Source organism: Pseudarthrobacter equi (genome assembly GCF_900105535.1).
GTDB lineage: Bacteria > Actinomycetota > Actinomycetes > Actinomycetales > Micrococcaceae > Arthrobacter > Arthrobacter equi.
Genome location: NZ_LT629779.1, coordinates 1,661,688 through 1,678,227 on the forward strand (window position 1 = coordinate 1,661,688; position 16,540 = coordinate 1,678,227).

At 65.5% G+C, this 16,540-nt stretch carries 16 protein-coding genes; 9 read left to right on the forward strand and 7 right to left on the reverse strand.

Annotation, left to right across the window (positions count from 1 at the left end; translation table 11 throughout):
* Both BLT71_RS07585 and BLT71_RS07590 read right to left on the reverse strand, forming a co-directional pair.
* The gene (locus tag BLT71_RS07585; protein ID WP_015936444.1) at positions 1-969 is read right to left on the reverse strand and encodes a branched-chain amino acid ABC transporter permease; all 969 of its coding nucleotides are present in this window, start codon (positions 967-969) and stop codon (positions 1-3) included.
* A 9-nt stretch (positions 970-978) separates the two neighbouring features.
* Positions 979-2,274, reverse strand: coding sequence for a branched-chain amino acid ABC transporter permease (locus BLT71_RS07590; protein WP_231994476.1), 1,296 nt, complete (start codon positions 2,272-2,274; stop codon positions 979-981).
* 449 nt (positions 2,275-2,723) lie between these two features.
* Here BLT71_RS07590 and BLT71_RS07595 point away from each other — a divergent pair, with 449 nt between their 5' ends.
* A complete protein-coding gene (locus BLT71_RS07595; RefSeq protein WP_091718952.1) occupies positions 2,724-3,623 on the forward strand; it encodes a Bax inhibitor-1/YccA family protein in 900 nt (299 codons plus the stop codon).
* A gap of 113 nt (positions 3,624-3,736) precedes the next feature.
* Here the strand turns inward: BLT71_RS07595 and galK are convergent, their stop codons facing one another.
* Complete coding sequence (galK, locus tag BLT71_RS07600) at positions 3,737-4,924, reverse strand: galactokinase (RefSeq protein ID WP_091718954.1); 1,188 nt, start codon at positions 4,922-4,924, stop codon at positions 3,737-3,739.
* The gene (galT, locus tag BLT71_RS07605) at positions 4,921-6,069 is read right to left on the reverse strand and encodes a galactose-1-phosphate uridylyltransferase (RefSeq protein WP_091718955.1); all 1,149 of its coding nucleotides are present in this window, start codon (positions 6,067-6,069) and stop codon (positions 4,921-4,923) included. Before galT ends, galK begins: the two co-directional genes overlap by 4 nt.
* 100 nt (positions 6,070-6,169) lie before the next feature.
* On the opposite strand from galT, the gene BLT71_RS07610 reads away from it, so the two are divergent.
* From BLT71_RS07610 to BLT71_RS07625, 4 genes are read left to right on the forward strand one after another with little or no spacing between them, the layout of a single operon-like run.
* On the forward strand, positions 6,170-7,129 hold the full coding sequence (locus BLT71_RS07610; protein ID WP_091718957.1) for an aldose 1-epimerase family protein: 960 nt from the start codon (positions 6,170-6,172) through the stop codon (positions 7,127-7,129).
* 9 nt (positions 7,130-7,138) lie between these two features.
* Positions 7,139-8,464 (forward strand): AI-2E family transporter, encoded by a 1,326-nt coding sequence (locus BLT71_RS07615; RefSeq protein ID WP_091718959.1) that lies wholly within the window; start codon positions 7,139-7,141, stop codon positions 8,462-8,464.
* 3 nt (positions 8,465-8,467) lie between these two features.
* Positions 8,468-9,706, forward strand: a complete 1,239-nt coding sequence (ilvA, locus tag BLT71_RS07620) for a threonine ammonia-lyase (RefSeq protein WP_056081962.1) — start codon at positions 8,468-8,470, stop codon at positions 9,704-9,706.
* A gap of 20 nt (positions 9,707-9,726) precedes the next feature.
* Positions 9,727-10,350: a rhomboid family intramembrane serine protease gene (locus tag BLT71_RS07625; protein ID WP_091723889.1), complete on the forward strand. Its 624-nt coding sequence runs from the start codon at positions 9,727-9,729 to the stop codon at positions 10,348-10,350.
* 76 nt (positions 10,351-10,426) lie between these two features.
* Here BLT71_RS07625 and greA read toward each other — a convergent pair whose 3' ends face one another.
* A complete protein-coding gene (gene greA / locus BLT71_RS07630) occupies positions 10,427-10,921 on the reverse strand; it encodes a transcription elongation factor GreA (protein ID WP_091718961.1) in 495 nt (164 codons plus the stop codon).
* Between the two features lie 143 nt (positions 10,922-11,064).
* The gene (locus BLT71_RS07635; RefSeq protein WP_091718963.1) at positions 11,065-11,541 is read right to left on the reverse strand and encodes a DUF4307 domain-containing protein; all 477 of its coding nucleotides are present in this window, start codon (positions 11,539-11,541) and stop codon (positions 11,065-11,067) included.
* A gap of 126 nt (positions 11,542-11,667) precedes the next feature.
* Between BLT71_RS07635 and mca the strand changes: the two genes are divergently transcribed.
* Positions 11,668-12,573, forward strand: coding sequence for a mycothiol conjugate amidase Mca (gene mca, locus BLT71_RS07640; RefSeq protein ID WP_091718964.1), 906 nt, complete (start codon positions 11,668-11,670; stop codon positions 12,571-12,573).
* A 97-nt stretch (positions 12,574-12,670) separates the two neighbouring features.
* Positions 12,671-13,006 (forward strand): hypothetical protein, encoded by a 336-nt coding sequence (locus tag BLT71_RS07645; RefSeq protein WP_091718966.1) that lies wholly within the window; start codon positions 12,671-12,673, stop codon positions 13,004-13,006.
* 33 nt (positions 13,007-13,039) lie between these two features.
* Here BLT71_RS07645 and trhA read toward each other — a convergent pair whose 3' ends face one another.
* Complete coding sequence (gene trhA, locus BLT71_RS07650; RefSeq protein ID WP_091723891.1) at positions 13,040-13,681, reverse strand: PAQR family membrane homeostasis protein TrhA; 642 nt, start codon at positions 13,679-13,681, stop codon at positions 13,040-13,042.
* Between the two features lie 251 nt (positions 13,682-13,932).
* Between trhA and BLT71_RS07655 the strand changes: the two genes are divergently transcribed.
* Complete coding sequence (locus BLT71_RS07655; protein WP_045730107.1) at positions 13,933-14,694, forward strand: isoprenyl transferase; 762 nt, start codon at positions 13,933-13,935, stop codon at positions 14,692-14,694.
* A 238-nt stretch (positions 14,695-14,932) separates the two neighbouring features.
* Complete coding sequence (locus BLT71_RS07660) at positions 14,933-16,351, forward strand: PhoH family protein (RefSeq protein WP_091718968.1); 1,419 nt, start codon at positions 14,933-14,935, stop codon at positions 16,349-16,351.
* The last annotated feature ends 189 nt before the right edge of the window (positions 16,352-16,540 follow it).

Genomic DNA, 16,540 nt, shown 5'->3' on the forward strand with positions numbered 1-16,540 from the left:
TCACGCGAACGCCAGCTCCTTCTTGTTTCCGAAGACGCCCTGCGGCCTGAAGATCATCAACAGCATCAGGGCCACGCCCACCAGGATGTAGCGCAGCTGACCGGCCTGGACGGTGTTCAGCCACGTAACGGCACCGGACTCAATGAGGCCGTAAAGAATGCCCTGGGTCAGGGAGAGGACCACCCAGAAGATCATTGCCCCGATGACGGGGCCAAGGACCGTGCCCAGGCCGCCCAGCAGGAGGCAGGTATAAAGGAAGAACGTCAGTTCGGTGCCGTAGTTGGCAGGCTGCACGGCACCGCGGGGCAGGGTGAAGATCATGCCCGCCAAGGCGCCGAGGACGCCGCCGATGACGAGCGCCTGCATCTTGTAGGCGTAGACGTTCTTGCCCAGGGACCGGACGGCGTTCTCGTCCTCGCGGATGCCCTTCAGCACCCGGCCCCAGGGGCTGCGCATCAGCAGCCACACAAGGGTGCAGCAGATGGCCACCAGGGCCCAGCCCACCACGCGGATGAAGAAGTCGCGGTTGTTCATGCCGAAGTATGAGCCCTCGGGGAACGGGTTCATGGCGTAAAAGCTGCCTTCAAATGCCGCGAGGCCGTTGGCGGAGCCGGTGACCGCAGTGAGCTGGTTGGTGGTGACGATGTAGCGCACGATTTCCGCGGCGGCGATGGTCACGATGGCCAGGTAGTCCGCCCGGAGCCGGAGGGTGGGGATGCCGAGCAGCAGTGCAAAGACTGCGGAGGCCGCAATGGCGATGAGCAACCCCACGAAGAACGGGACGCCGAAGGTCAGGGTGGAGATCGCGAACCCGTACGCGCCCACGGCCATGAAGCCCGCCTGGCCGAAGTTCAGCAGGCCCGAATAGCCGAAGTGGACAGCGAGCCCGAGGGCAGCCATGGCGTAGGCGGCCGTGGTGGGGCTGAAGATTTCGCCGGCGGCGCTGGAAAGAATGAAGCCAAAATCCATGTCTGTTTCCTAACCCACGCGCTCGCGGCGGCCCAGGATGCCCTGCGGCCGGAACAAGAGGACAACGATCATGATGAACAAAGCCCCCACGTACTTGAGGTCGGCGGCGAGGCCGAACACGGTGGTCAGCTCCACGAAGATGCCGACGATGATGGAACCGATCAGGGCGCCGAAGACGGTTCCCAGGCCGCCGAGGGTCACACCGGCGAAGATGAGCAGCAGGATGGCCGAGCCCATGTCGAAGGTGACGCCAGGGCGGTAGTAGGCCCAGAGGATGCCGCCCAGTGATGCGAGCATGCCGCCGGTGATCCACACCAGCCGGATGACGGCGTCCACGTCAATGCCGGACGCGGCAGCCAGAGCGGGGTTGTCCGCCACTGCGCGGGTGGCCTTGCCCAGCCTGGTTTTCAGCAGCACGATGCCGATCAGTGCGATGACCACCGCGCTGATGCCCAGGGACCACAGGTTGTTCGGCGAGATGGAAACCGGGCCAATCTGGATCTCGGGGCTTTGGGCGTAAGGCAGCTGCTGGGTGGCGCCGCCGAAGTAGAACTGGATCACGTAGCGGACCGCGAGGGCCAGGCCGATGCTGACGATCATCATGGGGACCAGGCCCGTGCCGCGGCGGCGCAGTGGCCGCCAGAGCCCGCGGTCCTGGGCATAACCGAACAGGCCACCGCCCGCCAGTGACAGGATCAGGGACAGCCAGAACGGAAGCCCGATGGCATTGAAGCCGAAGACGAGGACCGCGCCAAGGGTCACCATCTCGCCGTGGGCGAAGTTGGTGAGGCCGGTGGTGCCGAAGATCAGGGACAGGCCAACCGATGCCAGGGCGAGGAGCAGGCCAAAGCTCAGGCCCGCCACCAGCCGGTTGAGCAGGTTCTGGCCGAAGTCCTGCTGCTGCACCACGATGCCTTTGCCGAACGCGAAGATCACCGAGAGGTTGGAGGTCTGGCTGAATGTCACGTCGCGGGGATTGTCCTGGCCGTCGGCCAGCTTGATGCCCTCGGGAAGCGTGGATTCATCCAGTTCCACCGTGTAGGTGCCTTGCTCCGGCACGCCGATGTTCCAGGCGCCGTTGGCCGATGACTTGGCAGTGCCGGTGAAATCGCCCTTCTTCGCCGTGATGGTCACGTCCGCCAGGGGTGCGCGGGTGTCATCACGGAGGAACCCGCTGATGTTGTTCTGGAAGGTCTGATTCGACGGGGATGGTGTCGGTGACGGGGAAGCGGCCTGGCTCGCCGGTCCGGCCACCAGGAGGATTGCGAAGATGGAAGCGCCGATGGCTCCCAACAGTCTCAGCAAACCGAGGCGCCTTCCGGCCCGCTGGCCTTGGGGTGTACTTCTCAAATTGATAACCTCCACTTGGGGGCGGTCTAGGCCGCGCCATTGCAGCCGCTGCGAACGGTCGCAGGGTTGGGAAAATTGCCATGACGCCCGACACCCACAAGTGTGAGTTCCGTCACCCTGCTTGGGCTTATGCTACAGCGCATCAGAACCGGTGAATGCCGTGGTCCAGGCCATATTGGTAGCGATCGGATAACAACTGCGGGGCCCGCGGCTGCGATATGGCGCGGATCGTGGGAAACAACCTTTGTTGAGTAGCGGTGTCTCCAGGGACGCGGCCTCTCCACCGGCAGGTCACGGTTGTATTGCAAGGAAGGCCGGCGGGAACTTTAGGGGAGCCGGCTACGTGGGAATTGGTAGCGTAAACCTTAAGATCCATCACACACCCAGCATGGAGGAATCCCGCAATGGCACTTGGCGGAAACCCGATCTTCAACGGAAAGAGCTTCCGTGGAGCCACCCAGGCACCGCCTGCCCCGCAGGCCTATGGCGGCGCCCCCTACGGCCAGCAGGCTTACGGCCAGCAGCCGTACGCCCAGGCACCCTACGGCCAGCAGACCTGGAACGCCCAGCCGCAGGGCATGACGGACAACCAGCTCCAGGACATGTACAACCAGCCGTCGGCCGGCCCGGCGGATACCGGCCGGATGACTTTCGATGACGTGATCGTCAAAACGGCGGCCTGCCTCGGCGTTCTCATCCTCGGCGCGGCAGTCACCCTGACCGTCGGCCTGGGGCTCGCGTCGCTGCTCATGATCGTCGGTGCCCTCGGCGGCTTCGTCCTGGCCCTCGTCAACACGTTCAAGAAGCAGCCTTCTCCTGCGCTGATCCTGGCCTACGCCGGCCTTGAGGGGCTCTTCCTTGGCGGCCTGACCCGCATCCTCGATACCCAGTACCCGGGCGTCGGCCTGCAGGCAGTGGTGGGCACACTCTCCGTGTTTGCCGTCACCTTGCTGCTGTTCAAGAGCGGCAAGGTCCGCGCCACCCCCAAGGCCATGCGCTTCTTCATGATCGCCCTTGGCGGTTACGCCCTGTTCTCAGTGGTCAACCTGGTCATGATGCTGACCGGCGTCACCCAGGAGCCCTTCGGCCTGCGCAGCGGCGTGATCGGCGTTGTTATCGGCCTGCTCGCCATCGGCCTCGCAGCCTTCTCGCTGATCATGGACTTCACCAGCATTGAAGCCGGCGTCCGCAGCGGCGCCCCGCAGCGCTTCTCCTGGACCGCGGCCTTCGGCCTGACGGTCACTCTGGCCTGGCTCTACGTGGAGATCATCCGCCTGCTGGCAATCCTCCGCGGCGACGACTAGGGCCGGCGGCGGCACCAGCCGTCGTCCGAATCCTTAAACAGAACAGGCCCACCTTGCGGTGGGCCTGTTCTGTCTTAACGACTTCCCCTTGACCGGCTGGCCCGTGCAGGTTGCTAGGCAATCCGCATGGCGCCGGCCGCGGGGGAGACAGTGAAGATGTCGGGTGCAGCATAGCCAGCCTCAGCGAAAGCGCTGACGACGGCGGCACGCACCTTCTCTTCGGAAGCGACGGGGGTCAGGGCGATCGCCGCACCCCCGAAACCGCCGCCGGTCATCCGCGCCCCGATGGCCCCGCTGGCGCGCGAGGTGTCCACGGCCAGGTCAAGCTCCGGACAGGAGATTTCAAAGTCGTCCCGCATGGATGCGTGGCTGGCATCCAGCAGGGTGCCGATAGCGGCGGGCCCTTCGGCGGCCAGGCGTTCGACCGTCTGGAGCACGCGGTCGTTCTCCGTGACGACGTGGCGCACGCGGCGGAACGTTACTTCGTCCAGCAGCCCGCTGGCTTCCTCAAGGTCACCCACCTGGACGTCGCGCAGCGCCTTGACGCCCATGACCTCGGCGCCGAGTTCGCAGGATGCGCGGCGCGAGGCGTACCCGCCGTCGGCGTGCGAGTGCGAGACCTTGGTGTCGATGACCAGCAGGATCAGCCCCGCGGGTTCCGTTTCGAACGGCACCAGGGTGGCGTTCTGGTCACGGCAATCCAGGAAGACCGCGTGGCCCTTGGCGCCGCGAAGGGAGGCGGACTGGTCCATGATGCCGGTGGGAGCCCCTACGAAGTCGTTCTCGGCGCGCTGCGTGGCCAGGACCATGTCCTCCGCTGCCAGGCCTGCGCCGGTGAGCTCGTTGAGGGCGGTGACCACCGCGCACTCGATCGCGTGCGACGAGGACAGGCCTGCTCCGAGCGGAACATTCGAGTCCAGCAGCAGGTCGATTCCGGGAACCTTAATGCCGCGCTCGCGGAGGGCCCACATCACGCCGAGGGGATACTTGGTCCAGCCCTTGGCGGAGCCCGGCTCCAGGGCGTCGAGCGTGGTGGAAACCATGCCCTGGTCGCCGTACGTTGACAGCAGCCTCACGGTGGAATCCTGGCGGATGCCCACCGCTACCCGGGCAGTCCGGTCGATGGCGAACGGCAGCACGAAGCCCTCGTTGTAGTCAGTGTGCTCACCGATCAGGTTGACCCTGCCGGGTGCCTGCCAGACGCCTGCGGGGGCGGCGCCGAACTCGCGGGTAAAGCGGGCAGCCAGGTCCTGTGTGCCCGGGGCGGCTGAATCGGCGGTGGGGTGGGGTGCGGCGCTCAAGCGGGAACTCCTTGGGACGGAGCGGCCTCGGCGGCCGCGGTGGCAGGTGCCGGAACCGCTGCGCGCAGCCGCTCGGCCACACTTTCCGGGGTGGTGTCGTTGATGAAGGCACCCATGGCTGCCTCGGATCCGGCAAGGTATTTCAGCTTATCCGCAGCGCGCCGGGGTGAGGTCAGCTGAAGGTGGAGGTAGCCGGAGGCGCGGAGTTCGGGCTCCAGCGGTGCCTGGTGCCAGGCAGAGATGTACGGGGTGGGAGTGGGGTACAGGGCATCCAGGCGCTTCAGCAGGTCCAGGTAGACGTGCGCTAGCTCGTCCTTCTCCTCCCCGCTCAAGGCCGCCAGGTCCGGAACGTGGCGATGGGGGACCAGGTGGATTTCAAGCGGCCAGCGGGCGGCGAAGGGGACGTAGGCGCTGAAGTTCTCGCCTTCCATGACCATCCGGCTGCCGTCCTGCCGTTCTGCCTTGAGGAGGGAGCCGGTCAGGGTTTCGCGGCCATCGTGCTTCTCGTAATAGCGCCGTGCGGCCGAACCCAGCACGTCTGCCCGGGGAGTGACGTAGGGGTAGGCGTAGATCTGGCCGTGCGGGTGGTGGAGGGTGACGCCAATATCCGCACCGCGGTTCTCGAACGGAAAGACCTGCTTGATGCCCGCCAGTGAGCTGAGAGCTTCCGTGCGCTGGGCCCAGGCCTCAATCACCGTCCGGGAGCGGGTTTCGCTGAGGGTGCTGAAGGAGCCCGTGTGCTCGGGCGTGAAGGACACCACCTCGCAGCGGCCGTAGGCCGGGCCCTTGGTTCCCCATGCAGCGTTTTCCGGAACCGGACCAAGTGCCGGGCCGAGGGACGGGAATCGGTTCTCGAAGACCACCACGTCATAGTCGGCGGCGGGGATCTCGGACGGGTTGTTGGGTGTTGTGGGGCAGATGGGGCACTGGTCCGCAGGCGGAAGGTGGGTGCGGGCCTGTCGGTGCGCTGCCACTGCCACCCATTCGTCGGTGAGCGCATCGAAGCGGACCTCACCGGGCTCGCCCCGGGGCGGCAGGCCCCGCTGGTCGGTGGCCCCCGTTGCCCGTGCCGCATTGGTGCCCGGGTCATCGAAATAGATCAGCTCCCGGCCGTCGGAGAGTCTGGTGCTGGTGATCGCTGTCATGGAAATATTTTCGCATGTTCAACCAAAAAAGAATAGTTAAGAACAAAAAACAACATTCACTGTTCTGCGCGACTGCTGGCGCCGCGGTACGGTAAGGCGCATGACCCAGTCTTCGTCCCAGGACGCACCCATCAGTCCGCACCTGCGCGCCTTTGCCTCAGGTCGCCAGTACGAACTTCGCCGCGGCGACGCCGTGGCCGTCATTACCGAGCTCGCCGCCGGTCTCCGCTCTTACAGCCGGGGCGGCGTGCTCCTGACCGAAACCTACGGCGACGACGTCATCCCGCCCGGCGGCGCAGGAATCACCCTGGCGCCCTGGGCCAACAGGGTGGAGGACGGCGTCTGGGTCCTTGACGGCAAAAAGCAGCAGCTGGACATCACCGAGGTATCCCGGAACAACGCCAGCCACGGCCTGCTCAGGAATGTGGGTTACACCCTGGTGGACGAGTCGCCCTACTCCGTGTCCCTGGAAGCCACGGTCTTTCCGCAGCACGGGTACCCGTTCCTGGTGCGCCACCGCGTACGGTACGAGCTGGCCGCAGACCTGGGGCTCACGGTCCGCCAGAGCCTGACCAACCATTCTGCAGCAGCTGCACCGTTCGTCCTCGGCGCGCACCCCTACCTGCGGCTGGGAGACACCCCGGCCGAGGAGCTGGTACTGACCGTCCAGGCCGACACCCAGCTCATCGCCGATGAACGGCTGATACCCCGCAGTTCCGCGCCCGTCGACGGCGACACCGACTTCCGCGCCGGCCGCACCATAGGCGGCCTCAGCGTCGACGTCGCACTCACCGGCCTCGGGTATGAGGATGGAAAGGCCCGCCATGTGCTTGCCGGTCCGGACGGCCGCAGCGTAAGCCTCTGGCAGGACGAATCCTGCCAGTACGTCCACGTCTTCGTCAGCACGGTCTACCCCGGCCGGAGCCGCGCGCTCGCCGTAGAGCCGATGACCGGTCCGGCCAACGCCTTCAACTCCGGTGACGGCCTGCGCTGGCTCGAGCCGGGGGAGTCGTTCGCCATGGAGTGGGGAATCGACTACCACGCCGCCACGGGCGGTTAGAGTTTCCTTATGACGCCCAATGCGGACGACGCTACCCAGTCCAGGCCATCTCCAGCCCCCGCCACGGCGGCACCCCTCCGGGTCCTGACGGACCGTGAGCTGGACCGGGACATCCCGTACGGTGTGCGGATTGCCGCATCCTGGTCCTGGCGCCTGGGCCTCATCCTCCTGATGGCCGGCACGCTGATCTGGCTCCTGAGCCACATCACCTTCCTCATCATCCCGGTCATGGTGGCGGCGCTCCTCGCGGGGCTGCTGAGCCCGGTCACGGCCTGGCTGAAGCGGCGCGGGCTGCCCGCCGGCCTTGCCGTCGCCGCCACTGTCCTTGGCTTTATCGCAGTGATCTCCGGTGCGCTGGCCCTGGTCGGCCGGCAGCTGGTGATCGGCTTCGGCGAATTGTGGCAGCAGGCGCTCGAAGGCGTGCGGCAGGTCCAGACGTGGCTCTCCGACGGGCCGCTGCACCTGACGGCGGCCCAGATCGACCAGTACGTCAAGGAGGCCAGCGACGCACTGCAGAACAACAGCAGCAGCATCCTCAGCGGCGCCCTCTCCTTTGGCAGTACCGCCGGACACTTTGCCGCCGGATTGCTCCTCGCCCTGTTCATCCTCATTTTCTTCCTGCTGGAGGGAGACCGGATCTGGGCGTTCCTGGTTCGGCTGCTTCCGCGACGGGCGCGGGCCGCCGCCTTCGGCGCCGGACGCAAGGGCTGGGCCTCCATGGTCAGCTACGCGCGCATCCAGATGTTCGTTGCAGCTGTGGATGCGATCGGCATCGGCGTGGGCGCCGCGATCATCGGTGTACCCCTGGCCCTTCCCCTGGGCGTGCTGGTGTTCCTGGGTTCATTCATCCCGGTGGTGGGTGCCCTGGTGACCGGCGTGATTGCCGTCCTGCTGGCACTGGTTGCCAACGGCCCCGTGAATGCGCTGATCATGCTCGCCATCGTGCTTGCGGTCCAGCAGCTCGAAGGCCACATCCTGCAGCCGCTGGTCATGGGCAAGGCCGTTTCGCTCCACCCGGTAGCCGTCATCCTCAGCGTTGCCGCCGGTTCCTACCTTGCCGGCATCCCGGGTGCACTGTTTTCGGTACCCATCCTGGCCGTAGCAAACTCGGCCATTCGCTACATCGCCGCCAGAACATGGGAACATGAACAGGTGCCGGTGATTGCCGGGAGGCCCCTGACAGCTCCGGCTGGCGGGGACAACACCATTGAAGACGTTGAGCCGCCCAAGGACTTTGGCGGCGAACGCGACACGTCTGACGGCACCACAGCTGAACACCGCGGTGCCCACTCCGCATCCCAGCGGGGCGCCGGGGACGAACCAAGAGGAGAGTAGTACGTGAACATCCTGCAAACCCTTCCCGTCACGCTGGACGATGTCCTTGAGGCGCAGAAGCTGCTTGACGGGATTATTGCGCGCACTCCGGTGGAATCGTCCCGTGCGCTGGGCGCGCAGGTGGGCGGCGAGGTCTACTTCAAATGCGAGAACCTCCAGCGCGCAGGATCCTTCAAGGTCCGCGGCGCCTATGTCCGCATGGCCCGCCTGTCACCCGAAGAAAAGAAACGCGGTGTCGTGGCAGCGTCCGCAGGCAACCACGCACAGGGCGTTGCCGTGGCAGCGAAAAGCCTGGGAATAAAGGCCCGCATCTACATGCCCCTCGGTGTCGCGCTGCCGAAGCTCGCAGCCACCCGCAGCCACGGTGCCGAAGTGATCCTGCACGGCCACAACGTGGACGAGGCATTGGCCGAAGCCCAGCGGTACAGCAACGAAACGGGGACGGTCTTCGTCCACCCCTTCGACAACGTTGATGTGGTGGCAGGCCAGGGCACTGTTGGCCTGGAGATCCTCGAGCAGATCCCCACAGTGGACACCGTCCTGATGGGCGTTGGCGGCGGCGGTCTCCTGGCAGGGGTCGCCGTGGCCATCAAGGCCCGGGCCAAGGAACTCGGCCGGGACATCCGCATCATCGGAGTGCAGGCGGAAAACGCCGCGGCCTACCCTCCCTCCCTCGCAGCCGACGCCCTGGTGCCGCTGAAGAAGGTGTCCACCATGGCTGACGGCATCGCCGTGGGCCGGCCAGGGCAGCTGCCGTTCAGCATCATCCGCGAACTCGTGGACGACGTTGTGACGGTCAGTGAGGATTCGCTGGCCCGCGCGCTGATCTTCCTGCTGGAACGCGCAAAAATGGTGGTGGAGCCCGCCGGTGCCGTCGGCGTAGCAGCCCTCATGGACGGCAAGATCGAAAACCCCGGGACCACCGCCGTCGTACTGTCCGGCGGCAATATCGATCCCATGCTGATGCTCAAGGTGATCCAGCGCGGCCTTTCCGCAGCCGGACGCTACATGACGGTCCGCATGATGCTCGATGACCGTCCCGGCTCGCTGGCAACCATCGCCAGGATCATCGCCGAAAACGATGCCAACGTCACCGGCCTGGACCACACCCGCGTGGGTGGCTCAATCAGCATGGGCGACGTGTCCATCACCGTGAACCTGGAGACCAAGGGCCACCAGCACGGCGAGCAAGTCCTCAGCGCGCTGCGTGCCGAAGGATTCCAGCCCATCGTGGTGCACTAGGAGTACGCGTGGCTGGCCTCATGCGGAACGGGGACTTCCGGGAGCGGCAAACGACGGCGGCGCGCGCCAAGGGCGGGCTGCTCGTCCTGGGCGGGTTTGTGGCACTCCTCTTCGTCATTGAGCTGTTCAACACGCTGACGCTGGGGTCGTTGACGCGCACGTTCGGACTGCGGCCCCGGAGCGCTGATGGGCTCCTGGACATCTTCACGTTTCCGCTGCTGCATGCCAACCTGAACCACCTGCTGTCCAACAGCCTGCCGCTGATCATCTTCGGCTTCCTGGTGTTTCTCTCCGGGCTCCGGGTTTTCCTGACTGCCCTCGGGCTCAGCTGGCTGGGATCGGGAATCACCGTCTGGCTGATCGGCGACGGCGGGATCACCGTAGGGTCCTCAGGCCTGGTCTTCGGACTCTTTGCCTTCCTCCTGGTCCGCGGCTTCTTCAACCGCAGCTGGAAACAGATCCTCCTGGCCGTGGTCCTGTTCATGGGCTACGGCAGCATCCTGTTCGGCATGCTGCCCATCGTGTCCGGCTTCGTTTCCTGGCAGGCCCACCTGGGCGGAGCCGCCGGGGGAGTGGTGGCCGCACTGATCCTCCGCCCGCGTTCGGGCGACGACCGGCAGCGGGACCGCGCAATTCCCCTGTAGCTGCCGCCATACAAGCTGAAAACAACAAAGCGCCTGCCGCCCATGGGGCGGCAGGCGCTTTGGCAGCTACGGAAAACTAGGCCGCGTAAGGCTTCGCGGACAGGATTTCCACCGTGATGTCCTTGCCGTTGGGCGCAACGTAGCTCAGCGTCTCGCCTTCCTTGTGGCCCAGGATGGCAGAGCCCAGGGGGGACTTCTCGCTGAAGACGTCCAGGTCAGAATCGCCGGCAATTTCACGGGATCCGAGCAGGAAGGTCTCTTCGTCCCCGGCAATCCGGGCCACCACGATCATGCCGGGCTCCACAATGCCGTCATCGGCGGGAGATTCACCCACGTGGGCGTCCCGAAGCAACACGGTCAGCTGGCGGATGCGGGCCTCGATCTTGCCCTGCTCTTCCTTGGCAGCGTGGTATCCGCCGTTTTCCTTGAGGTCGCCCTCCTGCCGGGCTGCTTCGATCTTCTGGACGATATCCGCCCGGCCGGGGCCGGAAAGGTGGTCCAGCTCTGCCTTCAGGCGGTCAAAAGCTTCCTGGGTAAGCCAGGCTGCAGCTGCGCTGTTGGTGGTAGACACGGACTTCTCCTCTAAATGGTCCTACATGCAAAAGACCCCGCCACGGTGGCCACTTGTGGAACAGCAACCAGCTCAGCGGGGTGAAGGTATTGGTCCATTGTAGTCAAACCCCTGGATTTATCCCAACGAGCAAGCGGTCCACATCACACCTTCTGGCCGGATCCGTCCGTGGCCCAGCAGCTGTCCACAACGCCGGACACGGACGGCGACTCCGTGCGGACCGTGACCCGCTGGGAAACCGTCCTGCCGCCGTCGGCCGTTCCCTCTGACCCCTCGGGAGCATCGGCGGGAATGTCCACCACCTTCCAGCCAACCACCGCATACTTGGAATCGAGGGCCTTCACGGCGCACTTGACGGCAGTGCCGGGCTCGCGGGTCACCTGGAAGTCCACCTCGGCCACAGTTGCATCCGGCGTGCTGTAACCCACGTCCTTGAAGGTCACCGAGGACAACGAGTTCGACGTGGAGACCCATGCCAGGAAACCGATACCGACGGCGAGGGCCCCGCCCGCGATGGCGCGCTTGACGGCGGGCGTCAGGCTGCGCTTTTGGCCACCATATCGATTGGCTAGGCTAGTGTCTGCGGGCGCGGATGGGGCCGACTGGTCCGGGGAAGTCACCAGACCAGTTTAGTGCCCATCCCGTGGTGGCCAATTGCACCGTCCACGGCGCTGTTTTCCGTCCGCCCGCATACCGCCACAACCCCGCACCGCCACAAACCAAGAAGAATCAGGAGCCGTCCTTCCATGACAGCGTCCAGCACCTCCCCGGCACCGCTTCGGCTGCTCGCAGTGCATGCCCACCCGGATGACGAATCCAGCAAGGGTGCTGCCACGATGGCCATGTACGCTGCCGCCGGCGTAGAGGTCATGGTGGCCACCTGCACCGACGGATCGCGCGGGGACATCCAGAACCCCGCCGTGGAAGGCGAGCCGCATCCCAAGCGGGACATGGCAGGCGCCCGGCGACTGGAGATGGACCGGGCAGCAAAAATCCTTGGCATCCGGCAGCGCTGGCTTGGTTTCGTGGACTCGGGGCTGCCCGAAGGCGACCCCCTTCCGCCCCTTCCTGCTGGTTCCTTCGCCACGCTGCCGCTGCACCATGCCGCGGCGCCCCTGGTGCGGCTGGTCCGGTCCTTTAAACCGCACGTCATCCTCTCCTATGACGAGAACGGTGGCTACCCCCACCCGGACCACATCATGGCGCACAAAGTGGCAGTGGAAGCGTTCGATGCCGCAGGGGACGCCAATAAGTACCCCGAAGCGGGGGAGCCCTGGGAACCCGGCAAGCTGTACTACGACCGTGCCTTCAGCCCGGAACGCTTCCGCGCGCTGCATTTCGCGCTCGAGGAAGCCGGGCTGCAGTCGCCGTATGCGGAACGCCTCGCAGCGTGGCTGGAGTCCGACGCCGAGGGGCACACGCCGCCGCCCGCGACACATGCCACCACCACCCAGGTGGATTGCGGAGACTTTTTCGAGGTGCGCGACGACGCCCTCCGGGCCCACCGCACGCAGGTGGACCCCCTGGGGTTCTTCTTCGCCGTGTCAGCGGACATGCAGCGGCGAACCTGGCCATGGGAGGACTACTCCCTGATCAAGTCCCGGGTCTCCTCCGAGCTGCCCGAGACGGACCTGTTTGCCGGGCTAAGATAGAAACGGCAGCGATTTCTATGCCGCGTAGAAGTTAGCCTCCGGCGCTTCGGGCGCGACATATGTCCGGCTGCAACCCGATCCCTTGAAGGTATTACACGTGCAAAACTTGCTCCTCAGCCTGGCCACCACCCCCACGCCGATGCCCACTCCAACCCTGCGCGACGGGATCACGGAGGACCAGGTAACGCCCGGCTTGCTGGGCTTTATCATGACTGCATTCTTCGTAGTGGCCACGGCGCTGCTCATCGTGGACATGGTCCGCCGGATCCGGCGCGTCCGGTACCGGGCGCAGGTCGAGGAGGAGCGCATCGCAGCTGCTGCCGAAGCGGACATTGTGGCGGAGGAAGCCCGCGAGGATGCTACGGCTCCGCAGGAAGCCCGGGACACCAACGGAAACGGCTTCAGCCAGGGCAACTCCCTGCCGCGGGAGTAGGCGCTTCCCCTCGGACCCTGGCGGGCGTTGCCGTCAGCCCAGGACGGCTATGGCGATGGCCGTGAAATGGGCGGCGAACGCAAAGACCGTGAACGCGTGGAAGAGCTCGTGGAAGCCGAAATGGTTGTAGCTGAAGTTCGGCTTCTTCAGCGCGTAGAACACGGCCCCGGCGATATAGAGCGCGCCGCCCACGCAGATGAGGACAGCTGCTGGAAGGCTCGCCTGGAAAAACTGCGGCAAGTAGAACAGCGCGCCGCATCCCAGCGCAATGTAAATGGGCACGTACAGCCAGCGCGGTGCATCAGTCCACAGGAGCCGAAACAACACCCCCAGGATGGCGCCGGACCAGATGATCCAGAGCAGGAGGACGGCCTGCTGCCGTTCCAGCAGGGTCCAGGCCAGCGGCGTGTAGCTGCCGGCAATGACCAACATGATGTTGGTGTGGTCCAGCCGCTTTAAAACCCGCTTCACCACCGGTGACCAGTTGCCGCGGTGGTACACGGCGCTGACGCCAAACAGCAGCACGCCGGTGGCGGCATAGATGGCCGAGGTGATTTTGCGGTCGGCTGTGGGCGCCAGGACCACCAGGACGATACCCGCGGCCAAGGCAAACGGGGCCGCCACGGTGTGGATCCAGCCGCGCCACTTCGGTTTGATCATCAGCAGCTCAGCCAGCATGACGGCGGCATCGTCAACCGGAGAGTTTCCTGGCGGAGCGGGCTTTTCATCCTCCGGTTGCGGCGTGCGCGGAGCCTCGGAAGAGTCGCTGTTCATGAGTCCAGAATAACCTACGTTCCGGTAAGTTACTCATCGGTAACTGGGTGTTTGCGACCCCGCGCCGGAGCCCCTTCGACCGGCATGCGCCGCCCGGGCGGTAGCCTAGGATGTTCAAGTACGAACAGCGAGGAAGTCAGGTGAGTGGACGCGTGGAGTTGCCCGGGTTCCTCTACGGCTATTACGAGCGGCGGCTGCTCAAGGACCTTTCCCGGGACCGCATCCCGCGGCACATCGGTGTGATGGTGGACGGGAACCGCCGCTGGGCCAAGCAGTTCAATGCACCCACAAGCCAGGGCCACCAAGCGGGCGCGGATAAGATCCATGAGTTCCTGGGCTGGTGCCAGGAGCTCGGCGTCAAAGTGGTGACGCTGTATATGCTGTCCACGGACAACATGAACAGATCCAGTGAGGAACTGGACCTCCTCATGGGCATCATCGCCAACACCCTGGACCGGCTGGACGAGGACGAGAACATTTCCGTCCATGCCATGGGGGCGCCGGAACTGCTTCCCGGTTACCTTGCCGAGCGCCTGAACAAACTGACGGCACGGACGCCTGTCCATGAAAAGATCCATGTCAACGTGGCCGTGGGATACGGCGGCCGCCGCGAAATCGTGGATGCAGTCCGTGAACTTCTGCACGACGCCGTGGCCAAGGGTGCCGACATCAACCAGCTTGCCGATGAACTCAGCGTGGATGACATCTCGCGGTACCTCTACACCCGCGGCCAGCCCGACCCGGACCTGGTCATCCGCACCTCCGGCGAGCAGCGGCTCTCCGGCTTCCTCATGTGGCAGAGCGCCTACAGCGAGTTCTATTTCTGCGAGGCCCTCTGGCCGGCGTTCCGCAAGGTCGACTTCCTGCGGGCACTGCGTGACTACGCGGGCCGGCAACGGCGCTACGGCTCCTGACACTCCCGGTTCACCTGGAGTTCACAACACCGCAACAGGAATCGCCGCGTAATGGTTGCGGAAATGCCGGGGGCTGGATTTACGTTATATCCATCAGCAGGCAAACCGCCGGCTGATCGGGGAGGCCAGTACATGGAGCGAAACATCGCACCGGTTGTATGGGAGGCCGGACCCGGCCTCTTGGCCGAGCCGCCTCACCAATAACAAGGCCGGGCTGGGGCCCGGGGCTGGAGTCGATGTGGCTACTTCTGAAAAACTGCATGAGGTCCTTTCAGACCAGGCAGGAACAGCTACCTCTCGCACTGTGCGAGCCACTGAAAAAACCGGCGCGGCAACTGATGCTGCGGCCGGTTTTGCCGTCTCCGGAAGGGATTCCCTGATCCACACCTTCGTGATCGACACCTCCGTCCTCCTCTCGGACCCCCGGGCGCTGCTGCGGTTCGCAGAACACGAAGTCATCGTCCCCATCGTGGTGATCACCGAGCTCGAAGCAAAGCGCCACGACCCCGAACTTGGCTACTTTGCCCGCGCGGCGCTTCGGCTCCTCGACGACCTGAGGGTCAAGCACGGCGGCCTGAACCAGCCCATCCCCATCGGGGACGACGGCGGTACCCTCACGGTGGAGCTCAACCACATCTCCGCCGAGGTACTTCCGCTCGGGTTCCGCAGCGGTGATAACGACAGCCGCATCCTCGCCGTCGCGAAGAACCTCGCCAACGAAGGCAAGGACGTCACCGTGGTGTCCAAGGACCTGCCGATGCGCGTCAAGGCATCGGCGATGGGGCTGACGGCGGACGAGTACCGCAACGAGCTGGTCAAGGACTCCGGCTGGACCGGGGTGGCCGAGGTCGAGGCCAACGAGGAGGAGATCTCCACCCTCTACGGCCACGAACCGGTGTTCATCCCCGCCGCCGCGGAACTGCCGGTCAACACCGGGCTGGTCCTGCTGTCCAACCGGGGTTCCGCCCTGGGCAGGGTGGGCGCGGACAAGCAGGTGCGCCTGGTCAAGGGCGACCGGGACGTGTTCGGGCTCCACGGCAGGTCCGCCGAGCAGCGGCTGGCCATCGACATGCTGATGGACCCTGCCGTCGGCATCGTCTCCATCGGCGGGCGGGCCGGCACCGGCAAGTCGGCCCTGGCCCTGTGTGCGGGCCTCGAAGCGGTCCTGGAACGCCGAGAGCACCGCAAGGTCATCGTGTTCCGCCCCCTCTACGCCGTGGGTGGTCAGGAACTCGGCTACCTGCCCGGCTCTGAGTCCGAGAAGATGAACCCCTGGGCACAGGCCGTCTTCGACACGCTGGGCGCCCTGGTCAGCCAGGAAGTGGTGGAGGAAGTCATGGACCGCGGAATGCTTGAGGTCATGCCCCTCACCCACATCCGCGGCCGTTCCCTGCACGACGCGTTCGTCATCGTGGACGAGGCCCAGTCCCTCGAAAAGAACGTCCTGCTGACAGTTATGAGCCGCATCGGCCAGAACTCGAAGATCGTACTCACCCACGACGTCGCCCAGCGCGACAACCTCCGCGTCGGCCGCCACGACGGAGTCGCCGCCGTCGTCGAAACCCTGAAAGGCCACCCGCTCTTCGGCCACATCACGCTCACCCGCTCAGAAAGGTCCCCCATCGCAGCCCTGGTAACGGAGTTGCTCGAGGGGTAAGCCACCGGACGAAGGGCCGTGGTCCGGTTTGCCGGGCCACGGCCCTTCTCCGTCGCTTAGACACACCGCATAGGGCCGCCGCCGGTCGCTGAGCGACCTCTGGCGGCCGATGCGTCGCGATGCGCTCCTACGAGAAGGACCGCGACCCGCCTCGTGCGCGGAGGGGCGCCTCCGCACATGTCCGGACCC